Consider the following 18,616-nt stretch of genomic DNA (forward strand, 5'->3'; position numbering starts at 1 on the left):
AATGATAAACTACTTTTTTATATTCTTAATCCCAAGCCTTGGCATGGTTGCCGGCTTATCAGTCGCAGCTACTGTAACGGTGTTTTTACTCATATCATTACTACAAAATATTGCCGCATGGATACCTAATCGTCATTGCGAGGAGCAAAGCATTGTTACAATCTCATTAAACATCCTGAGATTGCTTCGTCAATTACTTTGTAATTTCCTCGCAATGACGATAAAAACAGAACTACTATTCGCTGGTTGGTGCTTGATATCTTGTTTATTTGCAATTAAACCTACCAACAACCTAATTAATTTTGTTCAAGTCTTTACAATCTTATTTCTTGGCTTTGTTGTCAGTAATTTCAAGCCATTTCAAAATCGCCCACAGCTTAAAAAAGCTTTAATATTTGGTACTCTTACGGCAATTTTACTATTCTTTATTGAATATTTTTCCCATGGCTTCTTAACTAAAATATTTAAGGCAAATTTTAACCTTTATATGCTAGATCGAGGTTGTGCTTTACTTTCAATTACTGCGTGGGTAGTAATAGCTATTTTAATTTATGATAAAAAATATTATCACGCTCTAATATTATATATCTTAGTACTTTATTTATTAAGTATCTCTGATAGTTTAGCAAGTTTTCTAGGATTTAGTTTAGGCGGAATAGTATTTATTTTAGCAAGACTTATAAAGCCGATATTTTCTAAACTAATAATATTCGGTCTAATAACCGGCTCGTTACTATTTCCAGTTATAGCCATACAAATTAATCCTAAGGAGTTATCAGATAAATATTTATCTACCCATCCATCAGCGGCACATCGTTTATTTATCTGGCATTTCGTTGCAAATAAAATTGCTGAAAAACCTCTTATGATTAATGGCTTTAACTCTTCTAAATATATAGAAGTTAAAGATAGTGAAATGATCGATTATAAAGGTGAAAAATGGCATCCTTTGCCGCTTCACCCGCATAACAATATACTACAAATTACTCTTGAGCTAGGGCTAGTGGGATTAGCTTTATTCTTAATCTTGATTTACAAATACCTTAAACAAATTGGTAATATAGGAAATGATAATTTTAGAGCAAGCTCTTATGCATGTTTCATAAATTATTACATTATCGGCATGATTTCATATAATGTTTGGCAAATATGGTGGGTGGCAAGCAGCATTTGGGTACTAATTTTAATGAAGTTATTAGTCAAACCCGATATTGTCATTGATAAATAATGTTATTTGGGGTAAATATAGAATACAGTGTCATTGCGAGGAGCAAAGCGACGAAGCAATCTTGTCAAGCATCCTGAGATTGCCGCGTCGATGCTTCGCCTCTCCTCGCAATGACACCAAAACATAACAATAAAATATATGCTGCAAAACTCAGAACTTTTACAAGAATATTTACCTATTGCTATATTTTTTGGTATTGCAACATTAGTATCTAGCTTAATAATGATTCTACCGAATTTATTAGCCACTAAAAAATATAATAAAGATAAATTAGAGCCTTATGAATGTGGGTTTGAACCTTTCGACGATGCCAGATCAAAATTTGACATACGATTTTATTTAGTCGCTATTTTATTTATTATCTTTGACCTTGAAATCACATTTTTAGTTCCTTGGGCTATTAGCCTTGGAACAATAGGCAAAATAGGCTTTTTCTCAATGATGTTCTTCTTATTCGTACTTACTGTAGGCTTTGTGTATGAATGGAAGAAAGGAGCTTTAGATTGGGAGTGAGAAATACGGGATGTCATCCTGCGGCTTAATTTTCGTCATTGCGAGGAGCGTAGCGACGTGACAATCTCAGGAATATTATATTACTTCATGAGATTGCTTCGTCGAAACTTGCAGTTTCTTCTCGCAATGACGCTCTCGATTTACGCAACTATATTTAACTTTATGTAAGAATAAAAATGCATAATAATTTTTATCAGGAAGACGAATTGCTAAATAATGAGCTTTCAAATCGAGGGTTCTTATTAACTAAAGTCGATGATGTTATTGGCTGGGCGAGAAGCAATTCCTTATGGCCTATGACCTTTGGGCTTGCTTGTTGTGCTGTTGAGATGATGCAAGCAGCAGCAAGTAGGTATGATATGGATCGCTTTGGCATGCTGTTTAGACCAAGCCCAAGACAGTCCGATCTTATGATAGTTGCAGGAACGCTTACCAACAAAATGGCACCGGCATTACGTAAAGTATACGACCAGATGGCTGAACCTAAATGGGTGCTTTCAATGGGTAGCTGTGCTAATGGCGGGGGATATTATCACTTCTCTTATTCAGTAGTACGAGGTTGCGACCGCATCGTACCGGTTGACGTATATGTCCCTGGCTGCCCTCCTACAGCGGAAGCTTTAATTTACGGGCTTATGCAATTACAAAAGAAAATCAAACGCACTACAGGTTTTAAATATGACGCTAGAAAAAATCATTGAGAAGCTTGCCGCTAAATCAAGTATATTGATAACTTCCATCACAGTTAAGGATTACCTAGCGTATAAAGTTGAGCCAAGTTTTTTATTACCTTTCTTAAAAGCTTTAAAAGAATCAGAAGAGCTACGTTTTACTGTACTAACCGACTTATTTGGTAGCGATTTCCCTGACCGATGTTATTCCCGCAAAAGCGAGAAGCCAGGGAAAATAGACTTAATAAATAAGAGGTTCGAGGTAGTTTATAACTTACTAAGCTTAAAACTAAATAAACGTCTTATCATTAAAACTTATGTGTCTGAAAAAGAAAGCGTACCATCTATAATCAATATATTTAATGCCGCTTGTTGGTATGAGCGTGAAGTTTATGATATGTTCGGCATAAATTTTGACGGCAATGATGATAAACGGCGAATACTCACCGATTATGAATTTGAGGGGCATCCTTTACGTAAAGACTTTCCGTTAACCGGCTATACGCAAGTTAAATATGATGAACAGACGAAAAAAGTAGCATACGAACCGGTCAATTTAGATATAGAATATCGGGAGTTTGATTTTAGCTCACCTTGGCACAGCCCTACTTATGTATTACCAGGAGATGAGAAAGCTAAATGATTAGAGTGATTACTAGTAAAGCAATGATTCCGTATATCGTAAAAGGTCAACGAAATAAATTAACTTTAGATAAAAATTTTTCATTAAAAATAGATACAGAATTTTTTAAAGCATTTGTTGAAAAAGAAGTACCCTATATACATCTATGTACTATTAATGACTTTTCAAAACATATGGTAATTGATCCTGTAAATAAATCATTTATACGTTACATTGAAGATTCTAAGTCTAATTATGGATGGCAAATAAATTATAATAAGTTTTCTTTTTCATACCAACTTGTTTTAGCAAATAAACAAAATCAAGAATTATATAATACTTTTGCTTATTTTAAGCCTTTTCAATTTGATTGTATAATAACCGATAATTTTGAAGTATTACCCTTAGGTTCTATTAATATAGAAGAAATATAAAATAATGTCATTGCGAGGAGGGACATAGTCCCGACGCGGCAATCTAGGAAAAATTATGAAACAACCGACTGATATTATTACTAACAAAGCATGAACGTAAATTGGAAAAATTTATATGATGAAATTATTTAACTGGATTGCCACGTCGCCTGTGGCTCCTCGCAATGACAAATAATATGACTAATAACACCAAAAGTATAACGTTAAATCTTGGTCCGCAGCATCCGGCAACGCACGGCGTTTTAAGGCTAATTCTTGAAATGGATGGGGAAGTAGTAAATAATGCTGATCCTCACATTGGATTATTGCATAGAGGTACCGAAAAGCTGATTGAGCATAAAACATACTTGCAGGCTATCCCTTACTTTGATCGCCTTGATTATGTTTCACCAATGTGTCAAGAACACGCTTTTGCTTTAGCTGCTGAGTCGCTATTAGAGTGCGAAATACCACGAAGAGCTCAGTTTATCAGGGTACTATTTTCAGAACTAACGAGAATCCTGAACCACACCTTGAATATAGGCAGCCAAGCTTTAGATGTCGGAGCAACCACCCCTTTATTATGGCTATTTGAAGAGCGTGAGAAAATCATGGAATTTTACGAGCGTGTTTCCGGCTCTCGTATGCACTCAAACTATTTCAGACCGGGCGGCGTTGCTGAGGATTTACCTGATGGTTTACTCGAGGATATAGACAAATTTATTGATCAGTTCCCTCCTAAGCTGCAAGATATTGAAAATCTATTAAATGAAAATAGGTTATGGAAGCAGCGTTTAGTGGATATTGGCGTTGTTTCCCAAAAAGAGGCAATGGACTGGGGGTTTTCAGGTCCGATGCTCAGAGGTTCGGGCATAGCTTGGGATTTGCGAAAATCAAACCCTTACGACGTGTATGGTGAAATGGATTTTGAAGTACCGATCGGTAAAAACGGCGATTGTTATGACCGATATTTAGTGCGTATGCTTGAGATGTACGAATCTATTAAGATAATCAAACAGTGTATAGAGAAAATGCCGCAAGGTCCGGTTAAAACCGATGATCCAAAATTAGCACCACCAACAAGGGCTAAAATGAAAGAATCTATGGAAGCAATGATCCATCACTTTAAGCTTTATACCGAGGGGTATGATGTTCCAGCTGGTGAGACTTATAAGGCAGTAGAAGCCCCAAAAGGTGAGTTTGGTGTGTATTTATACTCTACTGGTGGCAATAGACCTTACAGATGCCGAATCAAAGCCCCAGGATTTGCTCACTTACAAGGTCTTGATTTTATGTCCAAAGGTCATTTAATGGCAGATGTTATTACTATTATAGCAACGCTTGATATAGTATTTGGTGAGATCGATAGGTAGACTCGTTTTATTTGAAAAATTGGCTACGTCGCTTCTCATTTTTGATCCTCACTTTACTCGCGTGTACGCTGCGGTCAAAAATTCCGAGGCTTCTTGCTCTTTTCCAAATAAAACTTCGTCTACTAAATTATTCATGATATTAGGAGTATATGAATACAAAAATTACAAATTTTAGTTTTGATAAGAAAAATTTAAGTCTAGCAGAGGATATCATAAAAAAATATCCACCGGAGGGCAAAAGAAGTGCCATATTACCACTTCTTGATTTAGCTCAACGTCAAAATGGTGGCTGGCTGCCTGTTCCTGCTATTGAATATGTGGCTAATATGCTAGAAATGCCGTATATGCGAGCTTATGAGGTGGCAACTTTTTACACTATGTTTAACCTTAAGCCTGTCGGTAAGAATCATATCCAAGTGTGCACTACTACCCCTTGTTGGCTACGTGGTAGCGATGATATAATGAAAACTTGCAAGGAAAAACTTGGCATAAAAGATAAAGAAGTTACAAAAGATCAGAAATTTAGCTTAATTGAAATTGAATGTTTAGGAGCATGCGTTAACGCTCCGGTAGTGCAAATTAACGACGATTATTATGAAGATTTAACGCCGGAAAAGATGGAAGAGCTAATAAATAAACTGCAAAATGACTAGTATATTATTATTGTTACTCAAATTCTACCAATACTTTATCTCCCCGTTGCTAGGTAATAATTGCCGCTTTTACCCTACTTGTTCAGAGTATGCTAAAGATGCTATAACCTCGCACGGCAATATAAAAGGATTATGGCTTGCTGTTAAAAGAATAATCAAATGCCAACCTTTTTGTGATGGCGGATATGATCCTGTTCCACCTACTAAATAAAAATGAATAATAAATTAATCCCTTTGGGACGTGAGTTTTTTGCAAGAGATACTAATATAGTAAGTCAGGAGCTGCTGGGTAAGGTTTTATATTTTCAAGGCAAAACAGCTATTATTACTGAAACTGAAAGCTATATTGGACAAGACGATCCAGCTTGTCATGCTGCAAGAGGTCGTACAAAAAGAACTGATATAATGTTTGGTCCGGCTGGTTTTAGCTATGTTTATCTGATTTACGGCATGTATTATTGTCTAAACTTCGTAACCGAAACTGATGGCTTTCCTGCTGCTACTTTAATTAGAGGAGCATATATTATTTCTACTAAGGATTTATATACCGCAGATACTTCAAAAGTTGGAAGTCAAATAAGTGGTGAGGCAGCTAGGCATAGAAAACTACGTGAGCAAAGGCACATCCCGAAATTTGACGTACCAAATCTTGAAGTATCAAAGGTAGATGGACCAGGCAAGCTATGTAAATATTTAGGGATTAACATCTCTCATAATAAAATTGACCTAATCAATAACAACGAATTTTTTGTTAGCGACATCAATTTAAAACTCCCCTATTCTACCACTACACGCATCGGCATAACTAAAGGCATAGATAAGCTATGGCGTTATGTTGTCACCAATCCTATTGATTTAACAAAAATATCATTTTAACTAAAAGCAGAAATTTGGAAGAAAATTATTGGAGCGGGTGAAGGGATTCGAACCCTCGACTTCGACCTTGGCAAGGTAGCGCTCTACCCCTGAGCTACACCCGCTTAAATATAGAATAATTAGCTGTGGGCATTTTAATATTTGAATTTAAGGGGATAAAATTCATTATTAATATTAAAACACCCTTGTGCTTTTTATTTAAGCGACTTTGAATATAAGAAATAATGGAATAAATTGCAACAGTTAAATTAGAAAATTATTAATATATTGCATTTATTTTAAAACGATTTTTTCAGTTCATAAATCAACTCAAGAGCTTCTTTAGGCGAGAGTTTATCGGGATCTATGGTTTTAAATTTTTCTTCAAGTTTAGAATTCTGCATCTGTTTAGGAGGCTCAAGAGCAAATAAACTCAAATTATTTGACTCTGTCGATAAAATATTCTTTCCTTTACCTGCTGCATTTTTCTCGAATTTAAGCAGAATCTGCTCGGCTCTATTAATAACACTTGCAGGCAGCCCCGCTAAGGCTGCAACATGGATGCCATACGATCTATCAGCTGCACCTGCTATAATATTATGTAAAAATAAAATATCTTTGCCTGATTCCTCAATAGCAATAGTATAATTTTGCATAGCTGGCAGAAAATTATCCATAATAGTTAGCTCATGATAATGCGTTGCAAATAAGCAGCGACATTTTAATTTATCATGGATATATTCAAGCACCGACCAAGCAATAGATACACCATCATAAGTTGAAGTACCTCTGCCGACCTCATCTAATATAATTAGGGAGTTTTTGGTAGATTGTGCAAGGATCGCTGACGTCTCTAGCATTTCTGCCATAAAAGTCGATTGTCCTTTAATCAGGTCGTCAGCTGCCCCGATTCTGCTAAATATTTTATCCACCATCCCTATTCTAGCACTTTTAGCAGGCACGAATGAACCTATTTGAGCAATGATTGCGATAATGGCATTTTGCCTTAGGAAAGTACTTTTACCTGCCATATTAGGACCAGTGATTAGCCAAATACGCTCCGCTTCCGATAAATGACAATCATTATGCACAAAGCTTTTTCTCTCTTTATTCAAAGCTTCTTCGACTACTGGATGCCGCCCTTTAACGATGTCAAAGCTTAAATCATCGGTAAATTCAGGTCTGACATAATCATTTTCACTTGCAATATAAGCAAAATTACAAAATACATCAATACCACTTAGAGAACTGGCAAGAATCCGCAAATAATCGGATTGCTTCGTTACCCGCTTGCATATATCTTCGTATAACTCTTTTTCCAAACTCACTACCAAGGTTTTAGCATTAACTAGATCACTTTCAAGTTTTTGCAATTCAATTGTAGTATAACGCACGCTATTAACAGTCGTTTGACGATGAATAAATTTAGGGTCATTAATCTTATTAGCATTTTTAGCGGTGATATCGATAAACAGCCCTATCACATTATTGTGAGATATTTTTAAACTATCTATTCCCGTTTCTCTTTTATACTGATCTTTTAGTTTTTCAATATGTAATTTGCCGTTATTAATTAGATCATGTAACTGTAATACTTTTGGGTGATATGAATGTTTTATAACACCACCATCATTTAAATTATTCGGGGCATCTTCGCATATGCTTTCTTCTATTAAATTATATAGCTCATCATTTCTTATTAATGGCTTAACAATTTTTTCAATAAAACTTGGTAGCTCAAAGCCATAATTATCGAAAAATATTTCTTTGATAGAGTTAGCCGTCTCTAACGTATATTTAATACTAAGCAAATCACGCCCCGAACCTCTATTCATAGTAATACGGGTTAAACAACGCTCTATATCGCTGGTTTTCTTTAGTAGCTCACGGACTTTTGCGGTTATATCTAGATTAGAATGGAAAAACTCCGTTATATTTAAACGCTGATTTATTTTATGAGTATCAGTTAACGGACTTGATAGGAAGTTATATAACAACCGCCCACCTTGTTTAGTAACAGTGTGGTTAAGGGTGCTAAGCAAGCTTCCTTTATTCCCTCTGCATGAATTTGTAACAATCTCAAGATTACGTCTTGTTGAAAAATCAATTGTCATGTAGCTATGAAAATCGATAATCTTTGGCTTTGGTAAATTGGGGATATTTTCTTTTTGCGTTAGGGTAAGATATTCCAAGATACTACCTATCGCACAAATTTGACTGCTAGATATTTCCCCTATCCCTTTAATATCTTGCATCTTATAAAAATCTAGAATAATCTTTTCACACTTATTAGCGGCAAAAAAACTATCGACTTGATAAGTAATGCGGAAATTTAGTTGCTTGGAAATATTACTCGCAAGATCAGAAGACCTTAAATGCTCGCTAAGCAGAATTTCATGAGGTTTTAGGCGAGCAAGTTCATTAAGAATTTCAAGCTCAGGAACATTAACTACAAAAATCGTGGAAGTAGAAAGGTCAGCATAGCAAAGTGCTGCCGTATCTTTGTTTTTCGGCACAACAAGACTTGCTAGATAATTCGGCTCAGCAGTGGTAATTAGGTTTTCCTCAATCACTGTGCCAGGTGTTATAATCCGGGTAACATTTCTATTAACTACTGCCTTATAACCTCCTCTATTTTTTGCCTCTTCAGGGGTTTCAAGCTGATCGCAAATAGCGACCTTATAATTTTCTTCGATTAATTTAGTTAGGTAATTCTCAAGAGCATGGTAAGGTACGCCGCACATCGGGACTTCTTCATCACCATTCTTACCCCTCTTAGTTAGAGCAATACCGAGTACGCCGCTAGCAAGCACGGCATCTTCATAAAACATTTCATAAAAATCACCCATTCTAAAAAGCAATAAGCAATCTAGGTGAGCAAATTTAATATCTAAATATTGCTGCATCATTTTAGTAGCAGCATCATAACCATATTTATGCTTAAACTCTTGAAAATTCATACCAAGTAAAATTATTTATATACTGGCTTATGACTATATAAGAATGTGCTAATGAATTAAATATATATTTTTTATTGTCCCAAATTTGGGAGAAAAACCCCGCACTTGCAGTGCGTCGTTTTAACATATAGAATGTAGAGATGCAGTATTACAAGAAGATAAGCCACACAGTTTACGATTGCACTTATCATATAGTATGGGTGACTAAATATCGATATAATATATTGGTTGGTGATATTGGTAGGAGAGTCAAGGACCTAACCCAAGAGATATGTAAGGATAATGGAGTAGAGATATTAAGAGGGAAGATAGCTTCAAATCACGTACATATCTATGTATCTGTGCCACCTTATCAAAGTATTAGTAAGGTGGTACAGTATCTAAAAGGAAAGAGTTCAAGGAAGATTCAGCAGGAATTTCCAGAATTACGGAAACAGTATTGGGGTAAACACTTATGGGCTGTTGGATATTTTGTCAGAACCACAGGCAATGTGACTGACCAAATGATCAAGGATTATATTGATAAACATGAATCGAGAGATGATAAGTTTGGAAACTTTCAAGTTGAAAACTAGCTATAGCTAAGGCATTGATGCCATAATCTTAAGCCCTGCATTTGCAATGCAGGGTGGTTAACTATCAGATTTTTAGATAATCATTGCCGTATTTTTCAACATATTCTTTATATTTACCTTTAAAATCGATAATATTTCTTTTATGAGAAAGAGCGATAATTCTAGTTGCTAGGCTTGCAAAGTCACGATCGTGAGTAACTAATATTACTGTACCCTCAAAATCAACCAAGGCTTTTTTAAGTGCTTCTCGTGATTCTAAATCAAGATGGTTTGTTGGCTCGTCAAGAACTAAAATATTGCTTTTTTCTAGTATCATTTTAGCAAGTAATAATCTTGCTCCCTCTCCACCACTTAAATTTAGAATATTTTTATTTACTTCATCACTACGAAATAATACCTGCCCTAATATATTTCTTATGGTGTTCTCTGTTTCTTTTTCAGCGTAATTTTTAAGCCAGTCAAGAATGCTAATATTTTTATTAAGTAATTCATGATGATCTTGAGCAAAATAAGATATTTGTGCTTCATATCCCCATTCATAACTACCCTGATCAGCTTCTATTTTATTCATCAAAATTTTTAATAAAGTAGATTTGCCGATACCATTTGCACCGATAATGATAATTTTCTCGCCTCGTGATACGCTAAAACCTACTTTATTTAATATTTGTTTATCCTCAAAACTCTTAGTTATCTGATCAATTTTTAATACTAACTTCCCTGAAGGTCTTAGCTGCAAAAATCTAAATAACGGACTAATTCGTGAAGTTTTTTGCAAATCCGGCACTTGTATTTTTTCTAACTGCTTTTCTCGCGAGCTACTTTGCCTTGCTCTTGTACCTGCTCTAAATTTATCCACCCAAGCTTGCATATTTTCTATTTTTTTTTCTAAAAAATTTCGCTCACTTAATTTCTGTTCAGCTATTATTGCTTTTTCTTGAACAAAATTATCATAATTACCCGTATATGATTTTATTTCTCCATAATCTATATCTAAAATATCCGTTGCAACATTATTTAAAAAAGCCAAATCATGAGAAATAAAAATTAATATTCCTTTAAAAGAATTTTTTAAATAATTCTCAAGCCAATAAATTGAAACAATATCCAAATGGTTTGTCGGCTCATCTAATAATAAAATATCAGGATTATTAAACAGACTTTGAGCAAGTAAAACCCGCAATTTATAACCCACTGATAATATAGAAAGAGGCTCATAATGATATTTTTCATTTATCCCAAGCCCTGTAAGCAAACTACTTGCAAAAACTTCAGCACTATATCCATCATTATCAAATATTATTTGCTCAAGTTCACCAAGCTTATAGCCATCTTCATCACTACATTCTTGCTTATTCAATATTTCTTCTTTTTCTTGGAAGGCTTGCCATAATTCTTTATTGCCTGCTATTACCGTATCTATAATTTTGGTATTTTCAAAGAGAAATTGATCTTGCTTTAAACATCCTACTTTAGAATTTTTAGGTACATTAACCTCGCCGAATGCCGGTTCTTCCTCTCTCATTAAAACTTTAAAAAAGGTTGTTTTACCAGCTCCGTTGGCACCTACTAAACCATATCTTTTATTATCTTTGATGTGTAAGTTTACATCTGTAAATAATATTTTTGCACCATAATTCATGGCTAAATCATTAATAATAATCATGTTTTATATTCTAAAAAAATCCTTTATTTCGATTACTTTCAAAAAATCCATATCATGTGAAATAATTAACATCGCACTTAGATATGATTTTAAAATTTGTATTATATGCTCCTTTGTCTCTAAATCAAGGTTGTTAGTGATTTCATCAAGTACTAAAAGTGAGGTGGCCCAATTTGTCTAGACTAAAAATTAAGATTTATGAGATATAAATTGTATTATAATTTTACTCAATAATTTTTGTAGAATACACCTGTTCTGGAGTGAGATATTCTAATGACTGGTGCATTCTTTTTCTATTATAAAAATTTATGTAATCAGTTATAGCATTTTTTGCCTCCTTGACAGTATTTAAAACCATCAAATATATTTTTTCTTGTTTTAATGAACGCCAAAATCTTTCTATAAATACATTATCTAGGGCTCTGCCTTTACCATCCATACTGATTTTGATTTCACGTTTAATTAGTTTATCTGTAAAATCTTTTGATGTAAATTGAGAACCTTGATCTGTATTAAAGATTTCAGGCTGACCATATTTTATTATTGCTTCTTCAAGTGCATCAATACAAAAGTCACTTTCTAAACTAATAGACACCTTCCAGCTCACAATATAACGACTAAACCAATCAATAATTGCTACCAAATATACAAATCCTTGTGCCATTCTAATATAAGTGATATCTGTACTCCATACCTGATTTACTTTAATAATTTCAACTCCTTTTAAAAGATATGGATATATTTTATGAGCTTGATTGCGCTTACTTAAGTTCATTTTAGGATAGATAGCTTCAATAGCCATTATTCTATAATAACGACTTACTGCCTTGCGACCAATTGTGATGCCCAATGGTACAAGGTGCTCAGACATTCTTCTTGCTCCAAAGTAAGGATGCTGTGTGTATATTTCATCAATCACTTGCATTATTTTTAAGTCTTTTTGGGTTAAGCCTTGTGGCTTGTAATAATAGCTAGATTTGTTAATAAACAGTAGAGTACATTGCCTAGCGATACTTAGATTACTACACTCTTTATCTACCATATTTTTTCTAATTGCCAAGTCCAAACAATGTAGATTTTTTTTTCAACCAGTCACGTTCAACAGTTAACTGGCCTATTTGTTCATACAATTGTTTTATTAAATCCTGATGATCTGGATCCTTAGATTGTGGCTTAATTTGAAAACCACTAATTAAATTTTCTATACCTCTTTTCTTCCATGCTTGTATTTGTGTCGGATGAACTCCATATTTGCTACTAATTTGAGCTATTGTCATTTCAGCTTTTATTGTTTCTAAAACTATCTTTGTTTTTTCTGCTGCACTATATTGTTTTGCTTTTTTGGACATATAATTTCTCTTTTGTATCTGAAAATTATATCTCATTCTAGCATTTATAGTAGTCCAGTTTTTGGGTACCATTATAATTATTCACTTCTTCATTTTTTCTAAATAAAAAATCGTTCAAGAAAGATTTTAATTAACTACTTTAATTTCTAATTGATTATTACCATAAAATATGGTAATTTAATTTTTATTTGAAGTATTAAAAATAGGTAACAAGTAATGAAATATATTTTTTTATTAGTCATATTAATATCAATTCAAATTAAAGCATCTCCACATACAGAAAACCCAACTATAGAAAGTAATAACCTCAATGATTTTGTATTTGATGATAATGATTTTTTATGGGACGATACTGATCTTATAGATGATAGTATAATTGATGATTTAGTTTTACACTCTCTGTCATATTATCCTTCCTCTCAAAATATTAGCAAAATATTAGAGGAAAGCTCCAATACCCGCAATGAAGCAGATAATTTGCAAGATATACCAGATAATAATTCCGTTATAGCCTTAAATGATGAAGAATTAGAGTCAAATTATAACGAAATAATTGAATTGATCGAGCATAATTTTGATGCAGATAACAGTTTAAACGAAAATATAGATAATTTAGCTAAAAATGGAGTAGCTGATAATTATAATCTAAATGATGAAAGCAAAATAAATAGTAATACTGAAGAAAATTTTGAAAATAATTTAGTACATCATGCTAACAATAGCTTAACATCAACGAAAAATTCTACAACCACAGAATTTGCACCACGTAGAGTGGTTAATAATACCGATATTTTAATATCTAATATTGATAATAGATTAAATTCATTAACAAGAAATTTTGGAGCATTAGCCGCAGGAGATGAAGAGCAAATTTATGGATTTTATATTAATCCATTTATAGGCAAAGCAACTCAAAAAGAAACAAAAGAAATAAGTAGATATCATAGTACAAGTAGAGGCACAATAATAGGGCATGATGCACACTTAAACGATTCTTTGCAACTTGGAGCAAATTTTACTAGAGTAGAAACAAAATTTAATTTTCCAAAATATAAAACTACAGTTAGAAGTAATTACTACTCATTGTATGGACTATATATACCTTCAAACCAAAACATCTTTACAAGTATAATTGGAATATATGGAATTAGTGATATAATTAACTTTAATCAAAGAAAAAATACTCACAAAGCCTATACTAGTACTATACAAGTAATGCTTGGCTCTAACTATAAGTTATTTAGTACTACGCATATTAAGCCTATGTTAGGACTTAAATATAACAAAATTAGAGAAGCATCATATTTAGAAGATAATTTATCAATAGCAAGTGTTAAAGAGCGGACGATTGAAAGTATCTTAGGGGTAAAATTAGCAAATCCAAATACACTAAAATCAGTAATTATTACTCCTGAAATATATGCTTTTGCCCGTAAAAATATTAAGTCAAAAATACCAAGTGCTCAAACAAATATTATAGATAATAGAATATTACCTATATATATTAGGAAACTACCTTTAAGTTTTAGTTATGGGGCAAAATTAAGCCTTAAAACAAAATCAATTGAGATAGGAATAAATTATAATGGAACTAAAGCAAATAAATTTATATCGCATTTAGGAAGTATAAACTTCAAAATTAATTTATAACTGCTATAAAAAAATGATAACTGGACAGCTTATATTTTAATTCATTCTTAGCTAAAAGTAGTATTGCGGCATGATTTCTATACCATTCCCGCAGAATCTGGGAGACAAATGAGTCATGCAACAATACCACAATAGGGTGACGGATCTACAACTTTAAAAAATAATTTCATTATTCCATAATTTTTCTAAAAATTGTTGCAGAGGTATTATATCTATTTCTTGCGTGTCCCAAGTTATTTTCCTTAGCCTTTCTTCTAAGCATACTATATAGCCTTTATGTACTTTATGCTCTTCCATAAAAGATTTAATACCTCGAAGCTCACTATTATGTACATTTTCTGAGATTTTTACTTCTATCGGTAAAATCTTATTACCACGAACTGTGCTAATTATAAAATCAACCTCTAGACCTGTTTTAGTACGCCAATAATTTATACGATAATCAAGATCATTTAAACCTATATAAGCTTTTAACTCGGTAAATATATAATGTTCTAAGGCTTTTCCTGCTTCTTGCCCTTTTGTATTATCAAATTGATGCTGGGTAATATTATTTGCAACCCCAACATCAAAAAAATAAAATTTTGGCACAGATGATATAATTTCTCTGCTAACTTTTTTGCTATATGGATAAAGTAAATATCCTACTAAAGTATCAACAAGTATTTGATAATATTCCTTAACTGTTTTTGCATCTATGCTACAATCACGTGCTATATTAGAATAGTTTAATAACTCACCATGAGAAAAAGCAATACTATCCATAAATCTACCGAAAGCTGCTATGTTTCGTACTAACCCTTCGACTCTGATTTCATTTGTTAAATAATCTTCTACATATGCTTTTAACAATTTACGAGGGTTATTACTGATAAAATGTGATGGAATTAAGCCATTATTGAATATCTTGAGTAAATTAAAATCTTTTTTTATCTCTGGATATACTAATGGATAAAAATTATATTTTATCGCTCTGCCTCCCAATAAATTTGTACCGGCAATTCTTAATTTTCTTGTACTTGAACCACATAAAATAAAATAACAATCCGTATTCTCTATAAGCCAATGTATTTCATCAAGCAATACAGGTACTTTTTGGATTTCATCTATTATAATAGGTAAAGCGAGTTTATCTTTTTCAAGCCCTAAAATTTCTTCTCGGAAGTCTGAAGACTTTTTTAAATATTTCAGCTGTAAATCTGTTTTTAATAAATCGTAATATATAGAGTTTGGATATAATTCTTTTAGATAAGTAGATTTACCTGTTTTTCTTGCCCCCCATAAAAAAGCTGTCTGTTTTTTATCCAAGCTTAATTTTAAACATCTATTATACATTTTTCCTTACTATTTAGGAGTACATTCCTAAATAGTATCACTTTTTAGGAATTAAGTCCATATTTTAAATTCCATAATATTACTTTTTAAAACCAATATTGTAATCTTTGTAAAAGCTAAAATGTAACTTTTCTTTCAAGCTTTATTAAATTATGTGTTACTCAAAAGCAACTTATCAATCAATTGATTTTCTAAATTGAATTTATATTTTTGATACATTTTAAATTTACTATATTATTTATATATTAACTTTTCTTGTTATATTTTTTAAAAAACAAATTATTATAAAGGAATTAATATGTATCATATTGAAGAGGGAATTGAATTAATTTCTCAAAAATTTCTTGCTTTATGGAAATATGAATTGTTTCCTATTGCTAATAACCAGATCACAGTAAGTAATATCTGTATTTTCATACTACTTTTACTATTTGGTATTAAATATTCAGAACGCTTATCTAAATCTGTTAATAACTTTGTAAGTCATAGATTTAATGGTAACAACACTAGCACAAGTATTATAAGTAAACTAATTACATATTCTATACGTATTTTATATATAATTATTGCTATGTCTCTAGCTAATATCCCTATGGGGAAGCTTAGCCATTTTAGGCGGAGCATTAGCATTCGGTTTAGGATTCGGTACGCAAACATTAATTACTAATTTTATTAGTGGAATTATTATAATGATCGAGCAACCGATTAAAGAAGGGGATATAATTGAAATAAAAGGTGTAATCGGAAAAGTAAAAACAATAGGTATTAGATGTATTATTTTACAAACTACTACCAATCATTCTATCCTTATTCCTAGGTAGTGAAATTATTTTAAATAATGTAACAAATTGGACCCTAGACAATAATATAGTAAAATATCAGGTAGAAATAACATTCCCGAGTAGCGAAACTAAATTAAATCCTGAAAGTTTGATGGATAAACTTAAAACATCAATAGGCAAATTAGATTTTATAATTCCTAATGAAGAAGCGAATGTATTTTTAACAAAAGTAGATAATAACGGCTTAACTTTCTATATTAGATTCAATATTGACATTAAGAAAAACTCTGATTTTGAATATATTAAAAATAATTTAAATATTGCTTTATATTCACAACTTAAAAATTATAATATTGTTTTAAATCACTTAGATTGTACAAAAATATAATAGAAAAGTAATCATCTGTTGTTTAAAAGGTTAAAAATATTAAGGCATATAGTAAATTAAACAAAGCCGTTAACTTGATGTTCCCATAGCTCCTTAAATTTACCTTTTTCTATCGAAAGCAGTTCCGTAAAATTACCACTTTCAACGATATCACCTTTATCCATAACTATAATTCTATCCATATGTTTGATGGTGGATAGTCTATGAGCTATAGCAAGTATAGTTACATTATCAACGCCAGTTTAGGATAAGGAGGTCTGAGGATAAGCAAGTAGTGTTAGAAATTTTTTAGATTTATTGAAATTAAAAGCATTTACGCAAGAAAGTATATGAACTAAGAAATTAATAGGGGAGCGATGTCTTGAATGTTCAAGGTTCATGCTGTTTTTTAGTACATTAAATACTGATTCAATTATTGATCTGCTTTTTAAGAGTATTTTATCTTCTATATCTAATAAATGATTTTTCATATCCTTGCGAATCCCAGTAAATAACCGTAGCCCACGACTAAATAATTTAGCGGACATTTCCTTAGAAATATAAGCCTTGTCTCCAAATAATTTACCCCATAATCCTTTGGTAATTGAGTCTACAGCAGATAAATCACTAGCATTACCCTTTGTTATTTTAATTGCCATAATCTGACCTTTATTATTAATTACAATATGTAATTTAAATCCCATAAACCATCCGTAACTACTCATACCTATTTTAGCAATGCCACTAAACACTTTATTATTATTTGTACGTTTTGCATGACATATCGATAATTTGGTTGAATCAACAAAATATATACCAGTCTCATCTCCTGTAAATAATTGTAACATTATAGTTAAAGGTAATACTAATCTTGGCCACAACTGGATTATCCGACTGTAACTAGGAAGACTAAAATATCCTCTATATTTACATGATAGATGATATAAATAATAATTCTTAAAATCTTTGCATGGAGATATATAAAAATATAATACTATAGTTATATAGTTCTGAAAGCCTTAAACTCCCTGATCTCCTACGCTTCCTAACGCTGGGTATTAATTTGCTTTCTTCCCATTCTTCGTAAACTTTACAATAATTATCTATTATACAAAATAGAGTTATGATACATCTTTTCATTGTTGAGTGCATATTTTTTTGATTCAAAATCTATGTAACTCAACACTCCTCTCTTGTAAATACCCTGCTTTATTATCTTTATTCCTTACACTCTTATCCTAAACTGGCGTTAAAACAGTGTAGTCAGCTTTTATCTGGCACATCTATTTGTGCTATGGATTTTTCTTTCATTGAACCACAAAAAGGTGATTTTGTTTATTTTGATCCTCCTTATCATAAGTCAGGTGAGAAGTTTTATACCAGATTACCCTTTGATGAAAATGAGCAAACGAGACTTCGAGATTTTGCTACAGAACTCAATGATAAAAATGTTAACATAATGATTTCTAATAGTGACACTCCTTTTATTAGAAACTTATACAAGAATTTTAATATTAGTACTATTAAGGTTAAATATTCTATGCCTGAACACAATAAAATATCTGACGAAGTAGTTATTACAAATTATCAATTACCACAATAGC

The 18,616-nt window shown here is 32.2% G+C and carries 21 protein-coding genes, 1 tRNA gene and 1 pseudogene; 14 read left to right on the top strand and 9 right to left on the bottom strand.

Annotated elements, in window-relative coordinates:
- The first annotated feature begins 1 nt into the window (after position 1).
- From AAGD54_RS01960 to AAGD54_RS02000, 9 genes are all read left to right on the top strand, one after another.
- Complete coding sequence (locus AAGD54_RS01960; RefSeq protein WP_341794871.1) at positions 2-1,228, top strand: O-antigen ligase; 1,227 nt, start codon at positions 2-4, stop codon at positions 1,226-1,228.
- A gap of 138 nt (positions 1,229-1,366) precedes the next feature.
- On the top strand, positions 1,367-1,741 hold the full coding sequence (locus AAGD54_RS01965) for an NADH-quinone oxidoreductase subunit A (RefSeq protein WP_341788922.1): 375 nt from the start codon (positions 1,367-1,369) through the stop codon (positions 1,739-1,741).
- 176 nt (positions 1,742-1,917) lie between these two features.
- Positions 1,918-2,442: a NuoB/complex I 20 kDa subunit family protein gene (locus tag AAGD54_RS01970; protein WP_012152061.1), complete on the top strand. Its 525-nt coding sequence runs from the start codon at positions 1,918-1,920 to the stop codon at positions 2,440-2,442.
- Positions 2,420-3,055 (top strand): NADH-quinone oxidoreductase subunit C, encoded by a 636-nt coding sequence (locus AAGD54_RS01975; RefSeq protein WP_341788920.1) that lies wholly within the window; start codon positions 2,420-2,422, stop codon positions 3,053-3,055. Before AAGD54_RS01970 ends, AAGD54_RS01975 begins: the two co-directional genes overlap by 23 nt.
- A 23-nt stretch (positions 3,056-3,078) precedes the next feature.
- Positions 3,079-3,468, top strand: a complete 390-nt coding sequence (locus AAGD54_RS01980) for a hypothetical protein (RefSeq protein WP_341788919.1) — start codon at positions 3,079-3,081, stop codon at positions 3,466-3,468.
- Between the two features lie 176 nt (positions 3,469-3,644).
- Positions 3,645-4,820, top strand: a complete 1,176-nt coding sequence (nuoD, locus tag AAGD54_RS01985) for an NADH dehydrogenase (quinone) subunit D (protein ID WP_341788918.1) — start codon at positions 3,645-3,647, stop codon at positions 4,818-4,820.
- 149 nt (positions 4,821-4,969) lie between these two features.
- The gene (gene nuoE, locus AAGD54_RS01990; RefSeq protein ID WP_341788917.1) at positions 4,970-5,473 is read left to right on the top strand and encodes an NADH-quinone oxidoreductase subunit NuoE; all 504 of its coding nucleotides are present in this window, start codon (positions 4,970-4,972) and stop codon (positions 5,471-5,473) included.
- Positions 5,466-5,684, top strand: a complete 219-nt coding sequence (gene yidD, locus AAGD54_RS01995; protein WP_341788916.1) for a membrane protein insertion efficiency factor YidD — start codon at positions 5,466-5,468, stop codon at positions 5,682-5,684. Before nuoE ends, yidD begins: the two co-directional genes overlap by 8 nt.
- Positions 5,685-5,686: 2 nt before the next feature.
- Positions 5,687-6,349, top strand: a complete 663-nt coding sequence (locus AAGD54_RS02000; RefSeq protein ID WP_341794872.1) for a DNA-3-methyladenine glycosylase — start codon at positions 5,687-5,689, stop codon at positions 6,347-6,349.
- A gap of 29 nt (positions 6,350-6,378) precedes the next feature.
- Here AAGD54_RS02000 and AAGD54_RS02005 read toward each other — a convergent pair.
- From AAGD54_RS02005 to AAGD54_RS02015, 3 genes are all read right to left on the bottom strand, one after another.
- Positions 6,379-6,453: transfer RNA gene (locus AAGD54_RS02005), tRNA-Gly, on the bottom strand.
- A gap of 174 nt (positions 6,454-6,627) precedes the next feature.
- Positions 6,628-9,288 carry a DNA mismatch repair protein MutS gene (gene mutS, locus AAGD54_RS02010; protein ID WP_341794873.1) on the bottom strand — a complete coding sequence of 887 codons (2,661 nt, stop codon included), beginning with the start codon at positions 9,286-9,288 and terminating at the stop codon, positions 6,628-6,630.
- On the bottom strand, positions 9,269-9,415 hold the full coding sequence (locus AAGD54_RS02015; RefSeq protein WP_341794874.1) for a hypothetical protein: 147 nt from the start codon (positions 9,413-9,415) through the stop codon (positions 9,269-9,271). Before AAGD54_RS02015 ends, mutS begins: the two co-directional genes overlap by 20 nt.
- Positions 9,416-9,428: 13 nt before the next feature.
- On the opposite strand from AAGD54_RS02015, the gene tnpA reads away from it, so the two are divergent.
- Positions 9,429-9,863, top strand: coding sequence for an IS200/IS605 family transposase (tnpA, locus tag AAGD54_RS02020; RefSeq protein WP_341794258.1), 435 nt, complete (start codon positions 9,429-9,431; stop codon positions 9,861-9,863).
- A 64-nt stretch (positions 9,864-9,927) separates the two neighbouring features.
- On the opposite strand, the gene AAGD54_RS02025 is transcribed toward tnpA, so the two are convergent.
- From AAGD54_RS02025 to AAGD54_RS02035, 3 genes are all read right to left on the bottom strand, one after another.
- Complete coding sequence (locus AAGD54_RS02025; protein WP_341794875.1) at positions 9,928-11,529, bottom strand: ABC-F family ATP-binding cassette domain-containing protein; 1,602 nt, start codon at positions 11,527-11,529, stop codon at positions 9,928-9,930.
- A gap of 223 nt (positions 11,530-11,752) precedes the next feature.
- Complete coding sequence (locus AAGD54_RS02030; RefSeq protein WP_341794310.1) at positions 11,753-12,571, bottom strand: IS3 family transposase; 819 nt, start codon at positions 12,569-12,571, stop codon at positions 11,753-11,755.
- A 7-nt stretch (positions 12,572-12,578) separates the two neighbouring features.
- A complete protein-coding gene (locus tag AAGD54_RS02035; RefSeq protein ID WP_341794311.1) occupies positions 12,579-12,878 on the bottom strand; it encodes a transposase in 300 nt (99 codons plus the stop codon).
- Positions 12,879-13,094: 216 nt separating this feature from the next.
- Between AAGD54_RS02035 and AAGD54_RS02040 the strand changes: the two genes are divergently transcribed.
- Positions 13,095-14,528, top strand: a complete 1,434-nt coding sequence (locus AAGD54_RS02040) for an autotransporter outer membrane beta-barrel domain-containing protein (protein ID WP_341794876.1) — start codon at positions 13,095-13,097, stop codon at positions 14,526-14,528.
- Between the two features lie 153 nt (positions 14,529-14,681).
- On the opposite strand, the gene AAGD54_RS02045 is transcribed toward AAGD54_RS02040, so the two are convergent.
- The gene (locus tag AAGD54_RS02045; protein ID WP_341794877.1) at positions 14,682-15,863 is read right to left on the bottom strand and encodes an ATP-binding protein; all 1,182 of its coding nucleotides are present in this window, start codon (positions 15,861-15,863) and stop codon (positions 14,682-14,684) included.
- Positions 15,864-16,552: 689 nt separating this feature from the next.
- Between AAGD54_RS02045 and AAGD54_RS02050 the strand changes: the two genes are divergently transcribed.
- Entirely contained in the window at positions 16,553-16,684 is a 132-nt protein-coding gene (locus AAGD54_RS02050; RefSeq protein ID WP_341794878.1) for a mechanosensitive ion channel domain-containing protein, read from the top strand.
- Positions 16,685-16,796: 112 nt separating this feature from the next.
- Entirely contained in the window at positions 16,797-17,033 is a 237-nt protein-coding gene (locus AAGD54_RS02055; protein WP_341794879.1) for a hypothetical protein, read from the top strand.
- 56 nt (positions 17,034-17,089) lie between these two features.
- Here the strand turns inward: AAGD54_RS02055 and AAGD54_RS02060 are convergent, their stop codons facing one another.
- On the bottom strand, positions 17,090-17,215 hold the full coding sequence (locus tag AAGD54_RS02060) for a hypothetical protein (RefSeq protein WP_341794880.1): 126 nt from the start codon (positions 17,213-17,215) through the stop codon (positions 17,090-17,092).
- Between the two features lie 60 nt (positions 17,216-17,275).
- Positions 17,276-18,016, bottom strand: a complete 741-nt coding sequence (locus tag AAGD54_RS02065) for an IS982 family transposase (protein ID WP_341795150.1) — start codon at positions 18,014-18,016, stop codon at positions 17,276-17,278.
- A 245-nt stretch (positions 18,017-18,261) separates the two neighbouring features.
- On the opposite strand from AAGD54_RS02065, the pseudogene AAGD54_RS02070 reads away from it, so the two are divergent.
- Positions 18,262-18,615: pseudogene (locus tag AAGD54_RS02070) on the top strand (DNA adenine methylase); the annotation flags it as partial.
- Position 18,616 lies beyond the last annotated feature (1 nt).

This window comes from Rickettsia endosymbiont of Rhinocyllus conicus (assembly GCF_964026465.1).
Taxonomy (GTDB): Bacteria; Pseudomonadota; Alphaproteobacteria; order Rickettsiales; family Rickettsiaceae; genus Rickettsia.